We start from the raw sequence: 22,208 nt of genomic DNA on the forward strand, positions 1-22,208 counted from the left end.
CCCAAGACTATTAAAACTCCCTAATCTCAGGATGAACAAACTGATAACCAGCCGCCTTAATCTTTAGATTCGACACCCTAGCATTATAAGGCCGCACACTAGGACTTCCATCCCAAGAAACTTTAGGCAAATTGTGAGTTTCAAAAATGCGATCGAGCAATTCGCGCCTGGATAGCGACACATCCCCGACTAAATTGTAAATTCCCTGCAATCGATTTTCCAAAGCAAAGGTTAACCCCCCAACAACATCATCCCGATGCACCCAATTAGTAGCATCTTCCCCCGCACCTGGACGAGTGCTCCCAGCCCAGCCTCCAAAGATTTTAACTAATTCTCGCCCAGACCCATAAATTCCTCCCAAACGGAGAATGCAGACGTGAAGATTGGGACTCGTTGCTGCTAATAAAACCCGTTCTGTTTCTGCGAGAATTTCACTGTTGGGATTAGCAGGCGCAACGGGAGAATCTTCATTTACCAATTCACCTTGGCGATCGCCATACACAGAATAAGTACCCGTATAAATAACCTGCTTTACTGTCGGTATCTGCTGTAAAACCGATACTAAAGTTGTCGCAGTATCTAAATAACTTTCCCGATAAGCATGAGGATTTGGAGCACCGACGCACAGCATAACAGCATCTTGTTCTTGCAGTACAGAGGCGATCGCATCTTTGTCATTTCCTTTGAGCACGGCTACCCGCTGTGCGACACCCTCCAACTCAACTACTCGCGTCGCCGTGGTAGTTGTCGCCGTCACGGTACAATCAGATTTGCCGCGTAAATGTTTGGCTGTCGCAGTACCCACATAGCCGCAGCCGACGATCGCAACTTTCATAAAAAATTCTCCATTGTGTCATACTCTCTAAAATTATTGCCGGTTTCCGCAGCCCTTGAATGCAGGTGCCGAAATCATTTCGAGCGGAGTTTTGTGGTAAAATGCAAAGCATCGTTATCAATCGGAGTAGCATCGTGTCCGAGAGAGATATTTTTGCCACCTCCTCAGAAAGCGAACTTTTAGCTTTTTATGGTTCTTTGTTTGCGATCGCAGCCGCCGATGGTTCCATTGATATTGACGAACTAGATTTGTTGTTTAAAACCATAAATTTAGACAAATTTTCTGACTCTGCAAAAACTCAAATCCAATCCTACACAGGCACTCCTCCATCACTCAGCGACTGTTTGCAAACACTCAGCCAGTCAGAAGAACCGCTGCGTTTGGGAGTCATGTATTTTTTAATTAACATTGCTGGGGCAAATAAGACGCTGCATCCCGGAGAAAGCGAGGCGGTCCAATCCGCAAAAACACTGCTGGCGGTTTCCGACTTACAAATCCAAGCCATGCAGGAATTCATCGCAGACATGAAACAAATACGAGAAGCCGCGCCCAATAAAAATCAGGCATCAGCCTCCTTCAATTCTGCTGTTTCCCAGCTCAAAAATAAGGGCATTCCTCTCGATTTGATAGATCCAAAAGGAACCACAACAAACCTCAGCAACCCCAAAATTAACTATTCAGATGAAAGTTTTTGGACTCAAATTAAAAACTTTGCTTTAACCGCAGGAAGAGAAGTAGTTGAAAAAGCTTTGATTCTCTACTAGACGGCTGAAAACCCAAACGTGCCTGCTTGGGCCAAAGGAGTTGTAGTTGGAGCTTTGACGTATTTTATATCTGCTGTCGATGCCATTCCCGATATATTAGCCGGTATCTGATTTACCGACGATTTGGGAGTCTTGCTGGCGGCAATAGCTACTGTGTCAGTATACATTAATGCTGATACTAAAGAACAAGCAAAACAAAAAATGAAAGATTGGTTTGGCTAATAATATTATGTCCGGTGGAGCGTTTTGTTTGGGTCTGCATCGGAATAATATAATCTAAATAATATAGCAGTTGTCAATCCGATGAAATACAGGACACGGCAGTGCCGTGTCCCTACCCAATATCTGTAATTGACTCAACTGAAAACTTGATTATTGTGGATTCTCAGTCTTTAATCGGCTTGCCATCTCGATTGACAATACGGCTTTCACCATCCTTAGCCGTGACATTTTCATAAACCCCTTCATCCCGCTTCACGTACTTGCTGAAACCCGAATTTTTATAATCGGTGTCGGATGTCGGCTTCATCAACCTCGGAGCGCTCAGCAGTCGGCGTACCGGAGCATCTGCCGGAGTGTCCCCGGGTTCGCACTTAGCTAACTCGCACAGTTGGCCCCAAGTCGAAACTTCCAGGTTCATGCTGTGCGAAACTTCTAACTGCTGGTTGTTTTTGGGACAAAAATAATCGTATACAGGCATACTAAGAATCTCGTTTGCAACTACTAAAATTACTAATTGCACGGTAATTGAGAATATTATAGCTCAACATTACTAATAATTCAAGCCCAACAATCAAACTTTACTATTTTTAACGGTTGTTAAAACCTTAAATCAGCTATATTATTAACCCTGTGTGCTTGCTCCCGGATGCGATCGAGACAAAGCCCAAAACTACGCTACCCTGAAATCCTCTGAATCGATCCAACGATCGCACGATCGACGGCTAGCAAATGCCCGCAATACTTCCCTCAATGCCGTCACAGGATTGATCGTCATTTTCAGACTGTACGCAAATCACAGATTCTAAGTTTCAATTTTATTTATTTACTCACCAGCGAGGATTTACCGATGAGCGATTTCAAAGTTACGCCAGAAGTAGAGCTGAACACAGCTCAAATGTTGGAGCGATACCAACTGCAAGAGGAGACAACTCTGCGGCGTTGGGCAAAACTGCACGGCATCAACAGCACTCGCGGTTTCTTCTATCCCAGTGAAGTAGATTTGATGGATCACGCTCACCACCATCTTTACAATTTGGGAATGAGCATTGCTGACTACCAAAGTCTTTTAGATCGACGCCGCAGCCATTCCCAGACACCAGGCGACCACAATAAAACAGTAGCAAGTCAAGTTGCTGACGAAGCATACGATGCCATAGAAACGCTGACCGATCAGTATGCTGAAGCTATTGATTTAATGGGAGAACGTATAGCCGACCATTTCATAGATGAACTCGATTTATCTGTGATGCGGCACCTTTCTAAAAAAGTGCAAGACCGCCGCACTCTCAATGGTCAAGCTAAAAAGCCTAACCGTTTTCTCCAAGTGATTAAAGCCGTGTTGCAACCGAGCAGCGAAAATACGCTTCTGGTTCCCAAAAAAGAGAATGACTCTAGTTTAGAATTAGAACAGCATCATCGGCTTGGCTAGTCGCCGATTTTTGTGAAAGACTAAGAGACTTTTTGTCAAATTTACTGCTCAAATTTACTGAAAAGCCCCCGCGCTCCCTCCCCTGGTCAAGGGGAGGGAGCAAGAGTCAATTTTATTATATTATGAAGGACAATTGAAGAGAATAAATTGAGGTTTCCCAGAAGTCTAAATTACTTTTCAACTGATGTTGGGTTTCCCGACTCAGCCCAACCTAATATAACTGGGGACTGATTGCGCGATCGCTAAAATTAGAGATAATATCTGCTGAATTGAACCTGTCAACCTCGCCCAAGGTAAAAAAATGATTAAATCCTGGATGGTAATTGGAGGCGTCGCCTTGATAGTAGCACTAGCTGCTAACATAATCCCGCCCAGCGACATCCAATGGTTCAACCGCTTGCGGCGTCCGAGATGGCTAGTATTTGAAAGAGCAATTCCCCTAATTTGGACAGTAATTTTTATTTGTGCAGCTTGGTCAGCAGTGATTGTTTGGGAAAAAGAACCGGGAACTCAGGAGACTTGGCTGAGAATGGGTTTGTACCTGCTTTTAGAAATAGTAACTATGTCTTACACCTCGGTTATGTGCAAAGTTAGGAGCCTAAAAGTCGGCACAATAATCGGCGGAACGGGCGCTATTTTAAGCGTAATGCTAGCTTTAAGTGTGTTGCAAGTTTCCGAGCCTGGCGCCCTGTTATTGCTGCCTTACATACTTTGGAGTCCGATCGGCACTTACACCACTTGGGTCATGATGCACCTCAATCCGGCGGATGTTTAGGCTCTGGAATTAGTCCTTTTAATGGGATTGCAAGCATCCGGAAAAAGCACCTTTTTTCGGTAGTATCTACCTGCAACGCAGGTTTTAGTCAGCAAAGACTTGATGCGAAATAATAGTACAGTTGCACAACTGGAAGCTTATGATATCGGTAACCCAAGCTGCATGAACCAAGTGTGCTTGTCTATGTAACCGCGTTGAAAATGGATTTTGCCATCAACAACATGAAAGAAGCCACAGCCTTGCAGCGTAAAACTTTTGCCAGTTGGTAGGTTGCCACCAAACTCACCTAGAAATGTGCCGCCACCAGTCCACTCGACGATCGCCCACTCGCCATCCTTAAACAAATTCTCAACGTGCGTGTAATTGTCTCGAAAAGCTTCCAAGAGTAACAAAACTCTCAACCAATGCCTCACGCCCGTTTAGAGGATCGCCCAAGGCAACTTGATGGTTCTCTGCATCCTCGTGATAAAGCTCGATAAGGGTGTGAGGGTCACGAGCGTTATCAGCAGAAACCCAGTCTTGGATCACTTGCTTGGGCGTTTTCATTTTTGGTTCCCTAATACGGATAAGTAAAGATATTAGTTAGCCACTTCTCACCCTCAAATTTACCGACTCGGAGGGCTGCTCGGAGGCTCGGTTTCCGGGGGTTCGGGAGGGGGAGATTCAACATCCGGAGGATTCAGCGACTCCTCCCAAACTTGGATTTGCGATCGAGCTTGCTCAAAAGCCCGAGTACCCGAGGGAATTTTCTTCAAAGTCGCGATCGCCCCAGCCAGATCCGACGACGACTCTTCCACACCAAGCGCCAAAATTCGCTGGCTCCACTCATCAATCGCCTCAGTCGCCTGCCACCGAAGCGAACTCGACTCCGGAACCTGAAGGGCCAGCCCAATTGCCGTTTGTAGCGCCTCTGCAGTCCCTGCTCGGGCGGCCTGACGGGCGTTCTGCAAATCTTGCTCGCCCTGAAATTGAGCCTCCCAAGTCCGAATGTTCGATCGAGCTTCCTCATAAAGCACCCGTCCCGATCGAATCCGGCGGGCCATCTCTATTGCCCCCGCCAAATTGCCACTCGCCGCTAGCTGCTGAGCTCTATCCAAAAATGGCTGGTCAACAAGCCGCTGTCTCCTCTCGATCCAAGCTTGAATTTTGGTTTGAGCTTCCACGTAAAGCGTTCTACCTCTACCGATCCGAGAAGCTTGAGCAACGGCCGCTTCCAGAGCATTCGGATCGCCCGTACTCGCCAAATCGTTCGCTCTTTGCAAATACGGACTGTCTTCCAGCAGCTCGATTTGACGAGTCAAGCTGCTAATTTGACTGCGAGCTTCCGAAGCGCGGGGATTTGATTGGGGGACTGTTTGCAATTGCGCGATCGCAGCCCTCAAATCATTTACCCCACCTGGCGCCGCCAGTCTGCTTGCCAAATCCAAAACTTTCACATCAGCCATTTCTTGTTGCCAGCGGCCGACTAAATCTTGAGCTTGTTTGTATAAAGGGCGGCCAGAATTCAAATTTTGAGCGATCTCGATCGCCTTCGAGAAACCCTCAACAGAGCCGGTCGAAGCCTGAGCAGTAGCATTCGCCAACTGGTTAAAATCCTCAACTTGTCGCTTTAAATTTGCAGCGTCGGGAATCTTGTTAGCGATCGCGATCGCCTGCTGCCAATCCCCTGTCTGCAAGCGTTTTTGGGCGATTTCCAGAATTTTCTTACTAAATTCCGCGATCGCCTTATTGGCAGCTTGATACAAATAACTGTTTTGACCAATTCCCTGAGCCAGCTTAATCCCCGTCACAAGATTTTCGAGACCTCCCTCTGCTGCTGTATTCCGGGCTTTTACCAACTTATTGCCCTCAGCCCGAGTCGCCTGAATTAGCTTAGTCAATTCCTCGTACTTAGTCGATTCCCAGAAAGTATTTCCCAAATCCAAAAGCAAAGTAGCTTGGCGGAAAGCCAGCGTCCACTCTTCCTGACGCAAGTGGTCTTCGGCCGTGCGGTAAATTTTCTCTGCATCGCTCCATATCGACTGCCACTTTTCAATCTGCTTTTCCACTGTCACGTAAGCGGGAACGTTTTGAGGAACCTTGCGAGCGATCGCAATGGCCTGCTCCAGCTTTCCTTCTTGGAAACTAGCATTTCCCAGCCTGAGCATATCCTCCGACCACCGAGCAATTTGAGTGTTAATTCTTGGCCGCAGCGGATGGTCTTGTGGCAAAGCATTCACTAATTCGATCGCCCTGAGCAAATCATCCGCCGTCCGCTTGCTTGCTGCTTCTTGAGCACAAAAAAAGCGATCGTTAGCAGAAGCCGTCGGCCAAAAAATCTTTGAGCAATTTGACTGCGAGGTCAGGTTGAGTAAAGACGCAATTGCCACAAACCCCATACCCACCGATAGTATCAAACTCAGCGCCAGCCAAAACTGCCACTTATTCGACCACTTGCGCCAAAACGGATTGTGTTCCTCCGGCGACTGCGAGTTTTCCCCAGACAAATTCGGCGGTAGTTCCAGATGCCCTCCCGGCAGTTTTCCCGAAGTAACCAACTCTCGGAGCTCTTTAAGTCGTTCAGCTCGGTTTTTCCTTGCTGGTAAACGCACCAGCGACGAAGTATCCTTTTTTGACTCCAAAGATTCTGATGCAGACCAACGGCCTGGTATTTTGCGATCTTGACTCATATCCTCACCACAAACAGCAACCAGCCAGCGTTAGTTATTTAAAAACTGCGAGCGCTGCTATCAACTGCTCTATAAAATGTATTCATCACTTTTACATACTCCCGTCGGCTCTAGACTACAAGAGCCGATCGCCAAACCGCCAAAATCAAAATTTTGTGATTAGGTAATTGATAATGCGTAATTGGCAATTGGTCAAGGCCGTCATTCCTAACTCGCACTCAATAGAGCCAATTACACATTATCCTCTCAAGAACCGGAGTTTGAGCGCAAATCGCCGATAAGTTCTGCAAGTTGGTCGCTATTAGCTTGGTAAACCTCGTTGCAGAAATGGCACGTAGCCTCAGCCCCCCCATCTTTTTCAATCATGTCTTGGAGTTCGGCTTCGCCCAACATTTTCAAAGCTCCCAAAACTCGATCGAACGAACAGCCACAGTCAAAGCGCACCATCTGAGTTTCCGGGAAAATTTCCAGGCCCATATCTCCCAGTAACTCTTCGAGAATCTGGTGCAGCGTTTTGCCCGATCGCAGCAGCGGCGTAAAGCCCGCCAGTGCAGCAACTCTAGATTCTAAAGTTTGCACCAGTTTTTCGTCCGTTGCCGCCTTCGGCAGAACCTGCAACAGCACACCCCCAGACGCTTGTACCCCGTCCGCCCCCACAAACACCCCCAAAACCAGAGCCGAAGGCGTCTGCTCCGAGGTTGCTAAATAGTGACTCAGATCGTCCCCTATTTCGCCGGAAACCAATTCTACCGTACTTGAATAAGGGAAGCCGTATCCAACGTCCCGCACCACGTACAAATAACCGTCACCTATTGCCCCGCCGACATCGAGTTTGCCTTTAGCATTGGGCGGCAATTCCACTCCGGGATTGTCCACATAACCTCGAACTGTTCCATCAAGTCCCGCATCCACCAGAAGCCCGCCCAGCGGCCCATCTCCTTTGATGCGAATATTGACTCTCGATTCGGGGCGTTTCATGCTGGAGGCGAGTAACAGCCCCGCCGACATTGTGCGGCCGAGGGCGGCTGTAGCCACGTAGGAGAGCTTGTGCCGCTGTCTTGCTTCTTCGGTGAGGCGGGTGGAAATGACACCTACAGCGCGAATTCCGCCCTCTGCGGCTGTAGCGCGAATTAATTGATCGGCCATGAAAAACCTTACTTTGTCTTTTGATACCTTCTTTAACTATTTTAGAAGTTCTTGAAGGTTGTGGCAGCAGATAGCAGGAGTTGACGCGGCGGGCTGGGGAGTGCGATCGAACTTCAGATCTCGCCTCTGTTTTCTATTTAACCTTAATTAACCGACTATTTATTAACACATACTCTGAGGGATTCTTCAACATAAATATTTATTGGAAAAGCCCCAAATAACGAGTGCCTTTATTTTCCCAAAGCTAGCGTACCCTCAGTCATTTTATAACAACTAACAACTAATGACTAATGACTAATGACTACTGACTAATGACTAATGACTAAAGCTTATCTTGCCGCTAACCAGACGATTACCAAACCTTTACCTTTGTCGGCTATAGTGAGAGGCGTAGGTCTCAGACCAATGTTTTTTAGCTGGAAATAAGGGATATGCCACCAACATCCAAAGCACTTTTAGCGGAAATCCAGCATAACACAGGAGCGACTAGAAACTTGCATTTTTATGCCAAGGGCGAAACCATTCCTATGATGTCGCAAGGTCTTTGGCGAGTCTGTCAAGGTCTAGCACAATTGAGTACGCTTTATCCAAGCGGGGAAGAAGGACTTTTGGGTTGGGTTGGGCCTTCGATGTGCTTCGGTTTGTGGTTGACAAGCTTGCAGACTTACCGAGCTACGGCGACATCAGATGTTTATTTGATGTGGTATTCTATGGTGGAAATCGAAGCTTCTCCTCAATTGGCTCACGAGTTGCTGCCTCAAATGGTACGGCGGCTGCGGCAAATGGAAGCAATTTTAGCGATCGCCGGACAGCGGCGAGTAGATGACCGTTTGTATCAGCTACTGCTATTATTGCAACAGGAATTCGGTCAGCCTGTGGTTGAGGGAACTCGTTTGAATATCCGCTTGACACATCAAGATATTGCTAATGCGATTTGCACGACGCGGGTAACAGTAACTCGAATGCTGGGAAAATTGCAGCAGCAAGGGTTAATCAGTCGAGATGGCGATCGGCATTTAATTCTTAACAAAGGTGTTTTTGCGTCAACGTCGGATTTGTTTAGCTGCAACCCTCAAGCAATTTAGAACCGACAGCCACTTGCATTTACACTTTTTTTGCATCTAAATAAAGTCTTCCAGTATTTGCTATCAAATCTCAGTGCATGAGAATTTTTTGTCTGGCTCTTGCTCCCGCTATCTACAGCCATACCTTTGCAGTTGGAAAAGATATAATTAAGCGGTGCATCTATTTAGGACAAAACTCCATGGCTAACTCAACCCAAGAAACACCGCAACCCGACAAAAAAGAATTAACTGACATCACAGCTAAACCTCAAGAACAGCAAGAAGAACCGCCAAATAAGGGTGACGGGCGGAAATAGTCGATCGTTAGTTTTTATTTGCTATTACTCGTTCCCCGGCTCTGCCTTACCAGGCAGAGCCGGAGGCTCCCCCTCCAATTTGCCCCAGCAAGAATCGAGGCAGAGCCTCTGGGGATTGGTTCCCAGGCAGAGCCTGGGAACCAGTTAATCGGGTTTGTGTACTATTGACAAATTATTCAGTTTGTGTAGTTGCGTTGTTCGATCGCAAATTCGGCTTTTCCGGCTTCCCTCTGCGTCCATCCAAAGAAACCACATCAGCCTCAGAACTCTCTCTAGCCACCCGAATCAGCAACCCCGACAACAACAAACTTGCCAACATCGAAGAACCCCCGTAACTAAAAAACGGCAGTGGCAAACCCGTAGTTGGCAAAACCCCCGTCGCCACCCCAATATTCAGCAGCGACTGTCCCACCATCACCACCATCACCCCAATCGCCACCAACTGACTCTCAATATTCCGGGCCCGCGTCGCCACCCTCAAAGCCACAGTAGAGTAAGCCGCCAACATCAGCAACAGTGAGAAACCTCCCACCAAACCAAACTCCTCAGCAAACACAGCAAAAATAAAATCGCTGTACTGAATCGGCAAATAAAATAACTTTTGCTGCGACATCCCCAAACCCACACCCCAAATGCCCCCAGAACCCACCGCCAGAAGACTTTGAATCAACTGATAGCCGTCTTGCATCGGATCAGCCCAAGGATTGAGGAAAGACATAATCCGGCGGCGCTGGTATTCCCTAAAACTAATACTTAAAACCGCCAAAAGCATTCCCCCCATAGCCGTTGCGCCCAACTGCAAGTAAGGCAAGCCAGCCGCTAAAGCCACCAACCACAAAGTCATCCCGCACAAAGCGGTGGTACTCAAATTTGGCTGCAACAAAATTCCCAACAGCATTGCACCGAAAATTAACAGCCAAGTTAAGCGAACTTTATTCGTCAATCGGGCCCAGTTGCCGAAAATGCGGGCGCTTTGGAGAACAAAAAACGGCTTGATCAACTCAGAAGGTTGAATAATCGGAACCGGGCCCAGAGATATCCAGCGAGTCGCCCCGTTGATTGTGGTTCCCACTCCGGGAACTAAGGTCAACCAGAGCAATCCCAGCAGCAATAGAACCCCTAACTGAGCTGTTTTCATGATGTAGCGCAGTGGGGAGTACACTATCAAGTTAAAGCCGGCCAGCCCGATCGCCACTGCGATTAGCTGTCGTTTAAAATAATAAAGGCCATCTCCAAATTCATAATTTGCAATGGGATAGGAAGCCGAAAACAATGCTGTCAGCCCTACAAACAGCCACAGAAAAGTCAGCCACCTCAGCCAGCGGGCCTCAGCGGCCCATTGAGACGCGCTGGGGTCAAAAAATGGAATCAAGCGTCGAATGTCATTAGCCATAGGATTTTAGAATGATCTCAATAAACTCTAACAAAGATGGCTAAAGTACCAGATTGGTTAATTTACGCATTAATCTGCTCGCTGTTATATGGTTTGTGGGGATTTTTTGGCAATTTAGCGACTAAATATATTGACTACAAAACTGCTTTTGTTTATGAAGCAATTGGCGCTATTTTAACTACTTTATTTATTATTTTCCAGACTAATAATTTTACTTTTGAGGGAGATGTTAGGGGGATTTTGTTTGCGATGTTAGTGGGCGTTTGTGGGACGGTGGCATCATTAGTATTTTTTATAGCCCTTGGCAAAGGTGAAGTTGCCAATGTAGTGAGTGTTACCTCTATCTACCCGCTGATTACTATATTATTATCGTCTTTATTCTTGAAAGAGGCTATTACATTACCACAAATGCTTGCTGTTTTGTTAGCCATAATCGCAGTTATACTTTCCGCTTATTGAAATATTGGTCAATGATTAAATTAACAACGCTGGACATTCTTTCTTCTGCTATAACAACAAAAAAGAGGTCATCGCGACCTCTTACCCCTCTACTAATCCAGCTTCGGCTCTTAAAGTAAACCTGTATTGGCTCCGGGCTTACCGGTAGCCAGTTGCACTTTAATAATTCTGCCGCCCATTTTCATAATTCTTTGCTGTTCCCGAAACCAGTTGTCGTAAGGAACGAGCTTAGTAAAATAGGTATTTTGCAATTCGCGCTGAGTGCGGATGCGAGTTTGACTGGGGACGCAAGCAGTCACCTTAAACATTCTCATGGGAAACTAACTCCTGAGTAGGTTTACAGATTATTAGATGGATTTTTTAAAGATTGAAGGCAGGGAGTTAGGAGTCAAAACTAGCTCGTTAAAACTCGTCGGGCTTTCTCGACAAGCCTTTGACGGTCTAGCAATCACTCTCAACTTCCCTGACCTCTTTTCAAAGTCAAAGGTAACAAGTCCAAAGTTAAAAGTTAAAAGAGGCAAGAAATAAGTGTTATTTCTTCTTCTTTCTTCCTTCTCCCTTCTTCCTTTTTCCTGAGTCTTAGCTCAAGCCAGAGCAGATGTAGTCGAAATAGACGCCCATTTCTTTACCAGCGTCAGAACCGACCAAACCAGCGGTGACTTCTTTCATTGCTTGGATTGCTTGTACGGTAGAACCGATGGGCACGCCCAAGGAGTTGTAGGTTTCTTTCAAACCGTTGAGCACGCGCTCATCGAGGATGGAAGGGTCGCCAGCTAGCATAGCGTAGGTGGCGTAGCGGAGGTAGTAGTCCAAGTCGCGGATGCAAGCTGCATAACGACGAGTGGTGTACATATTGCCGCCGGGACGAGTTACGTCAGAGTACAACAGAGACTTAGCAACTGCTTCTTTGACGATTGTGGCTGCATTGGCGCTGATGGCTGTAGCGGCGCGGACGCGCAGTTCGCCAGAAGCAAAGTAGTTCTTGAGCTTGTCTAGAGCGCTGATGTCGAGGTACTTACCTTGAACGTCAGAGGAATTGATAACGGCGGTAATTGCGTCTTGCATGGTTGTCTTGTTTCCTAGAAAGTGGCTGAGTCAGTCCAATTTTGGAGCTAGAATTTGGAATTTGGGATGTGGGATTTAAGATTTTTAACTGGCTGGTTATTTGCAAAAGCTTTTAACTTGTTGCCGGCAACCCCCAATTTTTCAATCTAAAATCGAAAACCTAAAATCGAAATTCCTTACTGCATCGCACCGATAACGTAGTCGAAGTAAGAGGAAGCTTCGGAAGCATCTTCTCCAGACAGCAGCGAACTGGCTGCATTTTTCATAGCGCGAATGCCTTCGGCGACGCCTTCAATCGGGGTTCCGAGAGATTTGTACATTTCGCGGACGCCGACAATACCGATTTCTTCGATCGGAGTAATGTCGCCAGCTACGATTCCGTAGGTGATCAAACGCAGGTAGTAATCCATGTCGCGCAAGCAAGTTGCGGTCATTTCTTCGCCGTAAGCGTTGCCGCCGGGAGAAACAATATCAGGGCGCTTTTGGAAAAGTTGGTCGCCTGCTTGCTTGACGATGCGTTCGCGGGATTCGCTCAAAATTTGGGCGATGCGGACGCGGCGTTCACCAGAGGTGACAAAGCTCTTGATCCGATCTAATTCACCTGGGCTCAAGTAGCGAGCTTCGGCGTCTGCGTTGACGATTGATTTGGTGACGATACTCATCTTGTGTGTACCCGCTGGATATTTTGCTATACGAACTGCTCCGCGCTGAGCTAGCGACGGCGGGCGCTTGCATCCCTTACCTTTCATGCTCAGGCAGGAGCTTTGACGGAGAAGGCTGGACTTTCCACAGTCAGCAACTGTTAAAGTTGTTGGCCGCAGCCTGCCTTCGGTGTTTGACGGCGCTTGTTCTTCACGCCGGTGCGCTTGTGAGTGCCCGCACTAAGCCTGTCGCTTACAATACCACAAATGACTGATGCGATCTTTAATTTTTGATCGAGATTGCAGCAGGCCACTAAGTGGCGATCGAGTGACTGTCGGGCAGTTAGTAAGGATATTGCTTCTCTGACACAACTACCTCTCGCAAGTATTTTGAGGCATTATGTTCACATTCTGAGTGTTACTGTAATAGTTTGTAACATTCGTTTTCATATTTGGGCCCTCGCTTGGGTGTTCTCAGTTAAAATTTCATAGTTAAAAAAATCGATAGAATCCTCTTACAGCAAGGATTGCGGGCGATGTAACCCTGAGAGGGATTTGTGGCGGGCGACGGCGCGAGGATCAAAGACTTTTCCCTGAGAGGGAGACAAGCGGCAGATGGGGGGAGACAGGCGGGAGAGAGGCGGGCAGAGAGAGGTGCGATCGTCTCACATCTTGCACCATTCTCAATAAGTCTTGGACGGGCGCGCTCTCTTGCCCAGTGGTGTCAACTTAAGGTAAAACCGATAGTCCGTCAGGGGTTGAAACCCCTGCCTCAAAGCGAAAGTCCTCTAAAAGAGGACTAAGGAATGATTCAGTCCTCTTTTAGAGGACTTTTGCTATAAGCCCCGTGGAATTCATTCCCTGGCAGACTGCTGGGTGAGCGGGAGGACTGGCGGACTAAAAGCTTAAGTTGACACCAATGGCTCCTGCCCAACCCCTACTACTCATAAGAAAACTCAACTCTTTGTTTTTGTCGAACAACCCAGAAAGCCTGTTCTCGATCGTGGTGCAAGATATCAGAATCATCGGAAATCGTAACTTTCGAGCTTGTAGCTAGATTTGACTCTCACTTTTAATCTGGTGCGCCGTGAAAAGAAATCTATCAGCCCTTAAAAAAGCTTTGCAGTTTGGAATTAGCGGTGCAGTCGGCGGTTTCGTCGGCAATCTCATCACCGAACCTTTCATGCAGCGGCTCAATAATCCACAATCTGTTTTTGACAGTGTATTTTCTACAGCTCGCTGGTTTGGATTGGTAGGCGGTGGCATTGCTACTGCTATCATGTTCGGCTATTATTACTATATCAAAGGCAAGCCTCAAATTAAACAGGCTTTGAAAAATGGCGGATTGTTTGGTTTAATAGCAGGAGCCATTTCTGGGGCGATCGCCGAAGGTATTTACAGCGGAATTGGCGACGGAAATAACGAATTATTGCGAGTAATTTGCTGGGGAATAGCGGGCAGTTTGTTAGGACTTGGACTTGCACAGCGGATTCCTAATTTGGGAGCGCTTCGCGGCACGGGAGGCGGCGGTGTTGGAGGAGTTTTGGGCGGCTGTTTGTTTATTCTGTTTGCTTACAATCTATCGGGTACCGCGGGCCGCTTAGCTGGCTGTGCTGCGATCGGTTTTTGGATTGGAATTATGTTGGTTGTAGCTGAAACTTTGTTCAACAAAGCTTGGCTGGTAATTAGTTACGATACAGGAGCAAATCGCACTCTGACTCTGGGCTCGGAACCGATCACTTTTGGCAGTGATGAAAATTTGTCTATTATCTGCATTCCTAATGTTTCACCCTTGGCAATGCGGTTTCAATTGGAAGCAGGTCAAATTGTTTGCGAGAATCTTGAGAGCGGGGCGGTGAGTTATTTGCGATCGGGCGACCAAAAGAAAATCGGCAACTGTACAATTACAGTAGGAAACTCTGACTTGCCTGCTGCAACTTCGGCTCAGGTTCCGGCTAGTATTATATCACCAAAATCCGCACCAAATTCTTTTACCACCAGCCAATTTTCCCTGAAATTAGCCAGTCGAGTTATTCCTCTGAGTGCGGGAACTCAACTATTCACCTCTGACATACCGAGTTTAACAGCCGCAGCATCTAACGGTTTGGTAGCTATAGTCACTTCTCGATCGAGAAACGAGCTTTCGTTAGGATTGACCAATTTGTGCGATCGCGCTTGGTGGGTTACAGACATTCAAGGCGATATAAAAATGATAGAACCTGAAACTACCCTGACTTTGGCGTTGGGAACTCAAATCGAATTCGGTGAAATTGACGGCGAGATTGTGTAAGTAAGCGAGTACAAACTGAGATATTGCACCATTGTCAATAAACCTTTCATGGGCGGGCAGGATGCCCACCCCACAAGAAAATTTCCTCTTTGTGGAACGGGCATCTTGCCCGTTCTTAACAGGATCTCCGGCCCACCCACAAAAAAATTACTCTTTGTGGAACGGGCATCTTGCCCGTTCTTAACAATAATTCAAGCAGAACTGCTGCTAACTCCATTAATTACCGCCGCACCAATCAAATGAGCCAAACGCAAAGCTTCAGGAACTTTCCCAGTGTCTGTCAAACGCTGAAGCACCAGCGCAATTACTTCCGGCTTTTCGCCGGAAACTTGAAAAAAGAAAGGTTCAAAAGCGTGAATTTTCCCGGCGCGGCGCAACAATTCTAAACGGTATTCTGAGTCGGGTAAATGACCGAGGGCTTTTTCAACAGCATCTAAATTTGGTTGGCGGCGCATGACAGCAACGCAAGGAATTTGCAGCCGCGATGCTAACTCGGGAAGGTCAATAATATTGAAGCCGCCGAAAGCAATTCCGTCTAGCAAAACCAGATGCAATTGCGGCAAAAATTTGCCTCCGATGAGTAGCCCAGAAATAGCATCCGTAGCATCTAATCCGTCGGGGAGGACTTGTCCCCACACCATTCCTTCAAATCGAGTTCCCCCGCAGACTATGCCCGCGATCGACACCAGGCTGCCGCTTGTACGAGAAAACGGAGCGTCGTCAAAGCCAATAACCTTAATTGTGCGATCGAGCCTGAGCAAATCTGCCAGTTTCAACTTGTGGAGTTCCCTAAACTAAAGTTTTTGAGATTAGCTTGTGTTTTACATAGTATCATATACGTTAAATAGCTCATTACTAAAAAGGTTTTAGACAATTGGCCAAAAAATACGTAGCAGCGATCGACCAAGGAACCACCAGCACCAGATTTATCATATTCGATCGCCGGGGACAGATAATTTGCAGCAACCAACAAGAACACCAGCAAATCTATCCGCAACCAGGATGGGTTGAACACAATCCCGATGAAATTTGGCAGCGCACCCAAAGCGTGATTAAAAATACCCTCGAAATCGGTAATATCGACCCCAAAGATATTGCAGCACTAGGTATTACCAACCAGCGCGAAACCGCAATTGTTTGGAACAGAAAAACTGGTCAACCTTACGGCAATGCAATTGTTTGGCAAGATACTCGCACTCACCAAATTTGCGAAAAATTAGCTGAAGTTGAGGGCAAAAATCGATTTCAAAAACGATGCGGTTTGCCACTGGCAACTTATTTCAGCGGGCCGAAAATTAAGTGGATGCTGGACAATATTGCAGGATTGCGGGAAGCTGCAAATCAAGGCGATGCGATTTTTGGCAATGTCGATACTTTCCTAATTTGGCACCTGACTGGCGGCGCGCACATTACCGATGTTACCAACGCCAGCCGCACGATGCTGATGGATTTGCACACCCTCGATTGGGATGCCGAAACTTTGGAAATAATGACAATTCCCCGCCAGATGCTGCCAGAAATTCGCCCTTCGAGTCAAGTTTTTGGAACTGCAAAAGGATTGCTTGCAGGTGTTCCAATTGCTGCTGCTTTGGGCGATCAGCAGGCCGCTCTCGTCGGGCAAACTTGTTTCAGTCCCGGGGAGGCAAAAAATACTTACGGTACGGGCTGTTTTATGCTGCTGAATACTGGTGAGGCGATCGTCCCTTCAAAAAACGGGTTACTAACAACAGTCGCCTACAAGATGGGGGAATCGCCCGCTGTGTATGCTTTGGAAGGCAGTATTGCGATCGCCGGAGCTCTAGTGCAGTGGCTGCGAGACAATTTGGGCATCATCAACACATCTGCGGAAGTAGAAACATTAGCAAATACAGTCGAAGACAGTGGCGGAGTTTACATTGTGCCGGCATTTTCTGGACTCTACGCGCCCTATTGGAAAGACAGCGCGCGCGGAGTAATTGCAGGTTTAACTCGCTACGTGACTAAGGCACACATTGCCCGCGCAGTATTGGAAGCTACAGCGTGGCAAACGCGGGAAATATTGGATGCGATGAATCAGGATTCAGCAGTGCAGCTTTTGTCTTTAAAAGTAGACGGAGGTATGGTGGGAAATCACACGCTGATGCAGTTTCAGAGCGATGTTTTGGGAGTGCCTGTGGTGCGGCCTGTGGTAGCAGAAACTACTGCACTCGGTGCGGCTTATGCGGCCGGTTTGGCGGTTGGTTTTTGGAGTCAGCTAGCCGAATTGCGCGACAATTGGGCGGTGGATTGTACTTGGGAACCCAAAATGCCGATCGCACTTCGCGAACAAAAATATCGCTTTTGGAAAAAAGCAGTTTCCCGCACATTCGATTGGGAAGAATGAATCGCTGAGTTAACCCGAAAATGCGTATTTAGTGATATCATTAAATCCAGCACTATTTTTCAAATTGCAAATAGATGATTTCGCTAAATAACTTAAAAAAAATTCTCACCGCCTTTGTATTGATAGTGACACTGGCATTTGTAGAAATCGCCACTAATTCCCAAATCGCCCTCGCAGATACAGCTACAAATCCCACAACCGCAGCCGAAGTCTTCAGCGCCAACTGTGCAGGTTGTCACATCAACGGCAGCAACATTATAAGGCGCGGCAAAAACTTGAAACAAAAAGCATTAAAAAAATACGGCATGGATTCCATCGCCAACATTTCCAACTTAGTAACCAACGGCAAAGGTATTATGCCCGCTTACAAAGATCGTTTGTCGGAACAACAAATTATCGATGTTTCAGCTTACGTGCTATCCCAAGCTGAAACCGATTGGAAATAAACCAGACTATCTACATTGTAAGACCAGGTTTAGCGCCTAACTTCAGGAAACAAAACCGAGGTATAATGTATGGGCAGGTTTAGCGCGTAACTTGGTCAGAGATCAATAATCTTTATACAAAACCTGCCTGGTTCTTGTCTTCTATTGTTCATTCTTTAATAATCTCAATACAAACCTGTCCTTTTTTCGGTTTTTTGCTAAAATAATGTAAATTATTGGAGGTATTGGAAGTTGAAAAAATATTATTGGCGTAGAACTTTAACTATTATTAGCTTGTGCTTGTCTCTAATCTTAGCGGTTAGCCCGCCCGCTTTGGCCTCGATTCACAAATATCCAGAAACTGCCGAGACAGTAATGTTCCGATCCGTACAAAGCCTGCGTGATACAGATGACAAAGCATGGCAAGTTGTTTTGTACAAGCGAGTCAAGTCGGGAGTAGTAAAGTCTTTAAATCTGAGATTAGTAGGATTTCCCGGAACAGAATTGCAGCACCCGGTTCCGCTGAAAGTTGCGGCGGGCAAGCGCGAAATTGGCAATGCTAATGATATTTGGAACGAGTCGGGTTTGCCAATTAATGTCGGAGAATACGATTTCAAATCAATAATTACACAATTGGAAAGTAATCGACCTTTGCTGTTGCATTTGCCCGTGAAAAATCAAAAAGAAACAGAATTGCTGGTTCCTCCTTTTGCTGTCAGAGAATGGCGGCTGTTGTTAGACAGAAACTAAATATACCAATTTAAGCGCACTCTACATTTAAAATCGATACAATTTCCAATGTCACAAATCGCTATGTTTAAATTATGCCTTAAGGTAGATTTAACGTTTTTGAAGAATAATAGAGTAGGGCAAAAACTAAATAGATCAATTTAATCGCACTGTAGATTTAAAATCGCTAAAGTTTCATGGATGTATCAAAAATAACTTTATTTACATAGACCTTAAGGTAGATTTAACCTATTTGAAGGGTAATTATGAAACAAACTAAAAGCTGAGCTAGTCGGTTGACAAAACTCCAGTGTTTTAACGTGCACGTCTTCAGGGTGAATCTAGTATGACTTTAATCAGTAAAATTGTCCGAAAAGCTTTGGCAACAGGTTACTTAACGGTTGAGGCCGAAGAACAGTTGCGACAGCAGTTGCAGATGACTAAGTACGGTTTAGAAGATTTTGAGGCTTTTATTAATTTGCAAAAAGAGGTGATGGAAGGTCGGGTGAAACAGCAAGCTTTGGAATTGTTACGATCGCGCAAATGTTCTGTGACGGCTTGAATCCAGTTCGATCGACCTTTTGGATAAAATAAGGTCGATCGACCTTCGTATGTCGATCGGTCTTTCGGGCGCGGACTAGGAGGGCCCAGCCGACAAGAAAATTCTGTCTTTGTGGAACAGGCCGGAAAGCCTGTTCATAAAAATGATACGCCAAGCCTGGAAAAAGGTTTCTACTGCATTCCTAGCTGTCGCCTTAACGCTTCTGGAACATCAACGGCTGTATCCAAACCTCGAACATTCTCCCAGTTTGTGTCTTCATCCCATTTGATATCTCCAAAAGTGCGATCGCTGAGGTCTGCGCCGCTGAGGTATGCGCCTAAGAGGCGTGCGCCGCTGAGGTCTGAGCCGCTGAGGTCTGCGCCTAAGAGGCGTGCGCGGCTGAGGTATGCGCGGCTGAGGTTTGCGTCGAATAGGTTTGCGCCGAAGAGGTCTGCGCCGCTGAGGTTTGCGCCGCTGAGGTTTGCGCCGAATAGGTTTGCGCCGAAGAGGTTTGCGCCGCTGAGGTATGCGTCGCTGAGGTTTGCGCCGAAGAGGTTTGCGCCGAATAGGTTTGCGCCGAAGAGGTTTGCGCCGCTGAGGTTTGCGCCGAATAGGTTTGCGCCGCTGAGGTTTGCGCCGCTGAGGAATCTCCCAACTGTTTGCAAAAAGCCAGAATTCCCAACACAACAGCTATAACCGATGAGACGCAACAACCGACTTGCATCGTCAAGTTTACCTTCAGCATTAGGTCTCCCACCAGGATAAAACACCATTGTGGCTTTGAATTCATCTTTCTCCTGACCGTAACGGTGCAACTCCAACAGCAAAATCATCACATTCAAACCAGCATAAATATCTATTTGTCGCTGTCCCAATTCTTGGGTTTTCAATTGTTCTCGCAGCAGCCGCAGCTTCTTCTGAGGCAAACTTTCCGGCAGCATATCAATAAATTCCCCCTCGCACCACCGCTGATAAAAATTTTCCAGACGCTGGAATAACTCCACAGGGCGAAACTGATTTTCCTCCCCTGGAGCGGCCGGAGTTGTTAACAACCCCATCAAATATTCCACAATTTCTTCTGTCAGCGGCCCATAACCCAACAAATCATAAATCTCCCAGTCCATCTGAGAGTCTTGAGTATTAAATCCTCTACCTTTTTTTCCCGGTTCCGTCCACTCTTCCAGACTTTCTTTCAACCGTTCCGCACACAGAAATTCACCAAAACTCTTGTGTACAAACTCCACAGAACCTTCTTTACTGCCTTGCTGAAGATAAAAAACCGCCAAAGCATTTCTCAGAGGATTATCACCAATCCGTTTTTGTGCTTCTTCAAGTAATGCTTTAACCGAGTTGTTTTCTCTCAATCGTTCCTCAATCATCGCTACAGGAGCGCATTCCCCTCCCGACTGCACCACGCACAACCCTGCTTCTGTAAGGATGCGCCGCAAATCTTCTGTTTCCAGTTCGGTCAAATTGCGATTGAGCAATTTAGACCGCTGTTCTGTGAGTACCCAATTCACAGCTTGGTTGTAAATTAAAATTTTTGCTTGAGTGCTGTTAGTTCCTTGAAAATTTTCAACTTTCAACGTTTCGTCCCGGTGCATTGCCGCTAATAAATAAAGCAATAGCGGTTCTCGCGCTAAGTCTGATTTTACCTGTTCAGGACAGCGTTCGTGTTGCAAAAACTGCTGAAAAGCTGAAGTTGTTTCCGCCCCAAATTGGGCTTCCCACTTGGTCAACCACTGCTGCTGAAGTCCGTTATCCATCACCTGAATTTCGACTCGCTCTAGGTTGTCCGGCATTTGCCTTTCAATCCCTTGCAAAGCTAAAGTTCTCCCAGTAATCAAAACCCGGTGTCCCATTTCCGAATACCGATCGCAGTCCCGCTGAAATTGTCCTACTTGCTTGAGAAATTGCTCTAAACCGCCGCTGCTTCTCCCTTCCATCAGCAACTCGTCAAAGCCATCCAAGAAAAACAAATATCGCGTGTTTCTATCTGTAAACCAGCCTTTGCTAGCAAAACCAGCATTAACTGCTTCTTGTAGCGTTTCTCGAAAACTCTTTTGCAATGTAGGAATATCTCGCAGTCGAATTAACACGGGTGTCCAAATTGGATGCAAATGTTGCCGCACCCAGTCAGCAAACATCCGACAAAAAACGCTTTTACCGCGTCCGGGCCCAGCTTCGACAAACATCACCCGATTTTGTCTGTTTTTATCCTCAAGCAAGTCTTTTGCCCAACTTTCTAAATCGAAATCTTCTGCATCTTCAATAACCTCGCCATTTTTATCAATTGCCTGTGCCTTCAGAGGCACGTAGATATCCTTGAATGAAAAATTTTCTGCAAATACAGGTTGTAGCGGTAGAGTGGCAATCTGTTCTTGCAGGTAATTGTCAATGCTGTGATATTTCTCCTGTTCCTCCCGCCATTCGCTGAAAGAAGGCTGTCCAAGATGTTTCATTGCTTCGCCCGAAACTGCCCAAGCTTCGATCAAATAGCGGTGAGTATTCGCAGCAACTCTCTTTGTCAAAATTTGAGCTTCATCGGCCTTCAGTCCGGCTTGTTGCAGCCGTTCTGACAGCACTAGGTTAAATTCCGTGGCTAACATCGAATCCCGGAAGCAAATAACAATTTCTTTGGCTGCTTTATCGCTCAATTCCCAATCCGCCAATTTCTTAAGCAACTGCTTTACTTTATCGGAAACCGGAGTTTGCCCGATGCGATTTAACAGACTCTCGTCTTGTCCAAGAAACTCCTTAAAACTTTCCAGATAAGCCTCCTGACTGACGAGGAAAATGCACTCAGCTAAAGTCGGCTGCTGTTGAGTTTTTTCAATAAAAAACGCCAGCATTTTCGCCGCCATCCCGACAAATGGCAATCCAGTTCCCACAACTTGAGCTAAGGGAGAGTTCAAAGCCTCTAGCAGCAAGTTGCTATTGTCCAGCCCTTGTTCTTTGAACATTTTTGCCAATTCGGCGGCTGTTTTGCCTGCTTCTCCGATTGCCTCCGCTGCGTCGGCGGAAAACAGTTCTTTGATATCAGTATTTAAGAATTTCCCGATGCGATTTGCCATTTTTACCT

General features: G+C 46.5%; 24 protein-coding genes. 12 read left to right on the forward strand and 12 right to left on the reverse strand.

Features of this window, described 5'->3' with window-relative positions; all coding sequences use genetic code 11:
• Positions 1-10: 10 nt before the first annotated feature.
• Positions 11-835, reverse strand: coding sequence for an NAD-dependent epimerase/dehydratase family protein (locus tag D0A37_RS17490; protein WP_242716227.1), 825 nt, complete (start codon positions 833-835; stop codon positions 11-13).
• Positions 836-969: 134 nt separating this feature from the next.
• Here D0A37_RS17490 and D0A37_RS17495 point away from each other — a divergent pair, with 134 nt between their 5' ends.
• Positions 970-1,599, forward strand: coding sequence for a hypothetical protein (locus tag D0A37_RS17495; RefSeq protein WP_242716229.1), 630 nt, complete (start codon positions 970-972; stop codon positions 1,597-1,599).
• Here the strand turns inward: D0A37_RS17495 and D0A37_RS29495 are convergent.
• Both D0A37_RS29495 and D0A37_RS17505 read right to left on the reverse strand, forming a co-directional pair.
• Entirely contained in the window at positions 1,596-1,766 is a 171-nt protein-coding gene (locus tag D0A37_RS29495) for a hypothetical protein (RefSeq protein ID WP_445242412.1), read from the reverse strand. The two genes, D0A37_RS17495 and D0A37_RS29495, sit on opposite strands and share 4 nt — an antisense overlap.
• A 218-nt stretch (positions 1,767-1,984) precedes the next feature.
• Complete coding sequence (locus D0A37_RS17505; RefSeq protein ID WP_039887678.1) at positions 1,985-2,299, reverse strand: FmdB family zinc ribbon protein; 315 nt, start codon at positions 2,297-2,299, stop codon at positions 1,985-1,987.
• Between the two features lie 154 nt (positions 2,300-2,453).
• Here D0A37_RS17505 and D0A37_RS17510 point away from each other — a divergent pair, with 154 nt between their 5' ends.
• The 3 genes from D0A37_RS17510 (at position 2,454) to D0A37_RS17520 (ending at position 4,025) form a co-directional block, all read left to right on the forward strand.
• Positions 2,454-2,627: a hypothetical protein gene (locus D0A37_RS17510; RefSeq protein WP_158308010.1), complete on the forward strand. Its 174-nt coding sequence runs from the start codon at positions 2,454-2,456 to the stop codon at positions 2,625-2,627.
• Positions 2,628-2,668: 41 nt separating this feature from the next.
• A complete protein-coding gene (locus D0A37_RS17515) occupies positions 2,669-3,250 on the forward strand; it encodes a hypothetical protein (RefSeq protein WP_006634919.1) in 582 nt (193 codons plus the stop codon).
• Between the two features lie 301 nt (positions 3,251-3,551).
• Positions 3,552-4,025: a TspO/MBR family protein gene (locus tag D0A37_RS17520; protein ID WP_242716232.1), complete on the forward strand. Its 474-nt coding sequence runs from the start codon at positions 3,552-3,554 to the stop codon at positions 4,023-4,025.
• Positions 4,026-4,162: 137 nt separating this feature from the next.
• Here D0A37_RS17520 and D0A37_RS17525 read toward each other — a convergent pair whose 3' ends face one another.
• The 3 genes from D0A37_RS17525 to hslO form a co-directional block, all read right to left on the reverse strand.
• The gene (locus D0A37_RS17525) at positions 4,163-4,417 is read right to left on the reverse strand and encodes an ester cyclase (protein WP_242716233.1); all 255 of its coding nucleotides are present in this window, start codon (positions 4,415-4,417) and stop codon (positions 4,163-4,165) included.
• Positions 4,418-4,630: 213 nt separating this feature from the next.
• Positions 4,631-6,694: a hypothetical protein gene (locus D0A37_RS17530; protein WP_242716234.1), complete on the reverse strand. Its 2,064-nt coding sequence runs from the start codon at positions 6,692-6,694 to the stop codon at positions 4,631-4,633.
• 246 nt (positions 6,695-6,940) lie between these two features.
• Positions 6,941-7,840, reverse strand: coding sequence for an Hsp33 family molecular chaperone HslO (gene hslO, locus D0A37_RS17535; protein WP_242716235.1), 900 nt, complete (start codon positions 7,838-7,840; stop codon positions 6,941-6,943).
• A 431-nt stretch (positions 7,841-8,271) separates the two neighbouring features.
• Here hslO and D0A37_RS17540 point away from each other — a divergent pair, with 431 nt between their 5' ends.
• A complete protein-coding gene (locus D0A37_RS17540) occupies positions 8,272-8,925 on the forward strand; it encodes a Crp/Fnr family transcriptional regulator (RefSeq protein ID WP_242716236.1) in 654 nt (217 codons plus the stop codon).
• Between the two features lie 468 nt (positions 8,926-9,393).
• Here the strand turns inward: D0A37_RS17540 and D0A37_RS17545 are convergent, their stop codons facing one another.
• Positions 9,394-10,614 (reverse strand): FtsW/RodA/SpoVE family cell cycle protein, encoded by a 1,221-nt coding sequence (locus D0A37_RS17545; protein ID WP_242716238.1) that lies wholly within the window; start codon positions 10,612-10,614, stop codon positions 9,394-9,396.
• Positions 10,615-10,650: 36 nt separating this feature from the next.
• Here D0A37_RS17545 and D0A37_RS17550 point away from each other — a divergent pair, with 36 nt between their 5' ends.
• On the forward strand, positions 10,651-11,073 hold the full coding sequence (locus D0A37_RS17550; protein WP_242716240.1) for an EamA family transporter: 423 nt from the start codon (positions 10,651-10,653) through the stop codon (positions 11,071-11,073).
• A 110-nt stretch (positions 11,074-11,183) separates the two neighbouring features.
• Here D0A37_RS17550 and D0A37_RS17555 read toward each other — a convergent pair whose 3' ends face one another.
• The 3 genes from D0A37_RS17555 to apcA form a co-directional block, all read right to left on the reverse strand.
• The gene (locus D0A37_RS17555; protein WP_006634929.1) at positions 11,184-11,387 is read right to left on the reverse strand and encodes a phycobilisome linker polypeptide; all 204 of its coding nucleotides are present in this window, start codon (positions 11,385-11,387) and stop codon (positions 11,184-11,186) included.
• A gap of 265 nt (positions 11,388-11,652) precedes the next feature.
• Positions 11,653-12,138, reverse strand: coding sequence for an allophycocyanin subunit beta (gene apcB, locus D0A37_RS17560; protein ID WP_006634930.1), 486 nt, complete (start codon positions 12,136-12,138; stop codon positions 11,653-11,655).
• Positions 12,139-12,314: 176 nt separating this feature from the next.
• Positions 12,315-12,800, reverse strand: coding sequence for an allophycocyanin subunit alpha (gene apcA / locus D0A37_RS17565; RefSeq protein ID WP_242725590.1), 486 nt, complete (start codon positions 12,798-12,800; stop codon positions 12,315-12,317).
• 1,066 nt (positions 12,801-13,866) lie between these two features.
• Here apcA and D0A37_RS17570 point away from each other — a divergent pair.
• Positions 13,867-15,069 (forward strand): FHA domain-containing protein, encoded by a 1,203-nt coding sequence (locus D0A37_RS17570; protein ID WP_242716242.1) that lies wholly within the window; start codon positions 13,867-13,869, stop codon positions 15,067-15,069.
• A gap of 61 nt (positions 15,070-15,130) precedes the next feature.
• Positions 15,131-15,253, forward strand: coding sequence for a hypothetical protein (locus D0A37_RS29095; RefSeq protein WP_278187081.1), 123 nt, complete (start codon positions 15,131-15,133; stop codon positions 15,251-15,253).
• A gap of 7 nt (positions 15,254-15,260) precedes the next feature.
• Here the strand turns inward: D0A37_RS29095 and D0A37_RS17575 are convergent, their stop codons facing one another.
• Entirely contained in the window at positions 15,261-15,845 is a 585-nt protein-coding gene (locus D0A37_RS17575) for an endonuclease dU (RefSeq protein WP_242716244.1), read from the reverse strand.
• A gap of 98 nt (positions 15,846-15,943) precedes the next feature.
• Here D0A37_RS17575 and glpK point away from each other — a divergent pair, with 98 nt between their 5' ends.
• The 4 genes from glpK (at position 15,944) to D0A37_RS17595 (ending at position 19,147) form a co-directional block, all read left to right on the forward strand.
• Complete coding sequence (gene glpK / locus D0A37_RS17580) at positions 15,944-17,431, forward strand: glycerol kinase GlpK (RefSeq protein WP_242716246.1); 1,488 nt, start codon at positions 15,944-15,946, stop codon at positions 17,429-17,431.
• Positions 17,432-17,505: 74 nt separating this feature from the next.
• A complete protein-coding gene (locus D0A37_RS17585; protein ID WP_242716248.1) occupies positions 17,506-17,877 on the forward strand; it encodes a c-type cytochrome in 372 nt (123 codons plus the stop codon).
• A gap of 231 nt (positions 17,878-18,108) precedes the next feature.
• The gene (locus D0A37_RS17590) at positions 18,109-18,606 is read left to right on the forward strand and encodes a DUF3122 domain-containing protein (RefSeq protein WP_242716250.1); all 498 of its coding nucleotides are present in this window, start codon (positions 18,109-18,111) and stop codon (positions 18,604-18,606) included.
• Between the two features lie 325 nt (positions 18,607-18,931).
• Entirely contained in the window at positions 18,932-19,147 is a 216-nt protein-coding gene (locus tag D0A37_RS17595; RefSeq protein WP_242716252.1) for a hypothetical protein, read from the forward strand.
• A 170-nt stretch (positions 19,148-19,317) separates the two neighbouring features.
• Here the strand turns inward: D0A37_RS17595 and D0A37_RS17600 are convergent, their stop codons facing one another.
• Positions 19,318-22,200: a pentapeptide repeat-containing protein gene (locus tag D0A37_RS17600; RefSeq protein WP_242716254.1), complete on the reverse strand. Its 2,883-nt coding sequence runs from the start codon at positions 22,198-22,200 to the stop codon at positions 19,318-19,320.
• Positions 22,201-22,208: the final 8 nt, after the last annotated feature.

It is taken from the genome of Microcoleus vaginatus HSN003 (assembly GCF_022701255.1).
GTDB classification, from domain to species: Bacteria; Cyanobacteriota; Cyanobacteriia; order Cyanobacteriales; family Microcoleaceae; genus Microcoleus; species Microcoleus vaginatus_B.

Bases quoted from the DNA above. Each gene is read 5' to 3' on its own strand.
- D0A37_RS17490 (WP_242716227.1), bottom strand. From the start codon at position 835: ATGAAAGTTGCGATCGTCGGCTGCGGCTATGTGGGTACTGCGACAGCC.
- D0A37_RS29495 (WP_445242412.1), bottom strand. From the start codon at position 1,766: ATGTATACTGACACAGTAGCTATTGCCGCCAGCAAGACTCCCAAATCG.
- D0A37_RS17505 (WP_039887678.1), bottom strand. From the start codon at position 2,299: ATGCCTGTATACGATTATTTTTGTCCCAAAAACAACCAGCAGTTAGAA.
- D0A37_RS17515 (WP_006634919.1), top strand. From the start codon at position 2,669: ATGAGCGATTTCAAAGTTACGCCAGAAGTAGAGCTGAACACAGCTCAA.
- D0A37_RS17520 (WP_242716232.1), top strand. From the start codon at position 3,552: ATGATTAAATCCTGGATGGTAATTGGAGGCGTCGCCTTGATAGTAGCA.
- D0A37_RS17530 (WP_242716234.1), bottom strand. From the start codon at position 6,694: ATGAGTCAAGATCGCAAAATACCAGGCCGTTGGTCTGCATCAGAATCT.
- hslO (WP_242716235.1), bottom strand. From the start codon at position 7,840: ATGGCCGATCAATTAATTCGCGCTACAGCCGCAGAGGGCGGAATTCGC.
- D0A37_RS17540 (WP_242716236.1), top strand. From the start codon at position 8,272: ATGCCACCAACATCCAAAGCACTTTTAGCGGAAATCCAGCATAACACA.
- D0A37_RS17545 (WP_242716238.1), bottom strand. From the start codon at position 10,614: ATGGCTAATGACATTCGACGCTTGATTCCATTTTTTGACCCCAGCGCG.
- D0A37_RS17550 (WP_242716240.1), top strand. From the start codon at position 10,651: ATGGCTAAAGTACCAGATTGGTTAATTTACGCATTAATCTGCTCGCTG.
- D0A37_RS17555 (WP_006634929.1), bottom strand. From the start codon at position 11,387: ATGAGAATGTTTAAGGTGACTGCTTGCGTCCCCAGTCAAACTCGCATC.
- apcB (WP_006634930.1), bottom strand. From the start codon at position 12,138: ATGCAAGACGCAATTACCGCCGTTATCAATTCCTCTGACGTTCAAGGT.
- apcA (WP_242725590.1), bottom strand. From the start codon at position 12,800: ATGAGTATCGTCACCAAATCAATCGTCAACGCAGACGCCGAAGCTCGC.
- D0A37_RS29095 (WP_278187081.1), top strand. From the start codon at position 15,131: ATGCCCACCCCACAAGAAAATTTCCTCTTTGTGGAACGGGCATCTTGC.
- D0A37_RS17585 (WP_242716248.1), top strand. From the start codon at position 17,506: ATGATTTCGCTAAATAACTTAAAAAAAATTCTCACCGCCTTTGTATTG.
- D0A37_RS17595 (WP_242716252.1), top strand. From the start codon at position 18,932: ATGACTTTAATCAGTAAAATTGTCCGAAAAGCTTTGGCAACAGGTTAC.
- D0A37_RS17600 (WP_242716254.1), bottom strand. From the start codon at position 22,200: ATGGCAAATCGCATCGGGAAATTCTTAAATACTGATATCAAAGAACTG.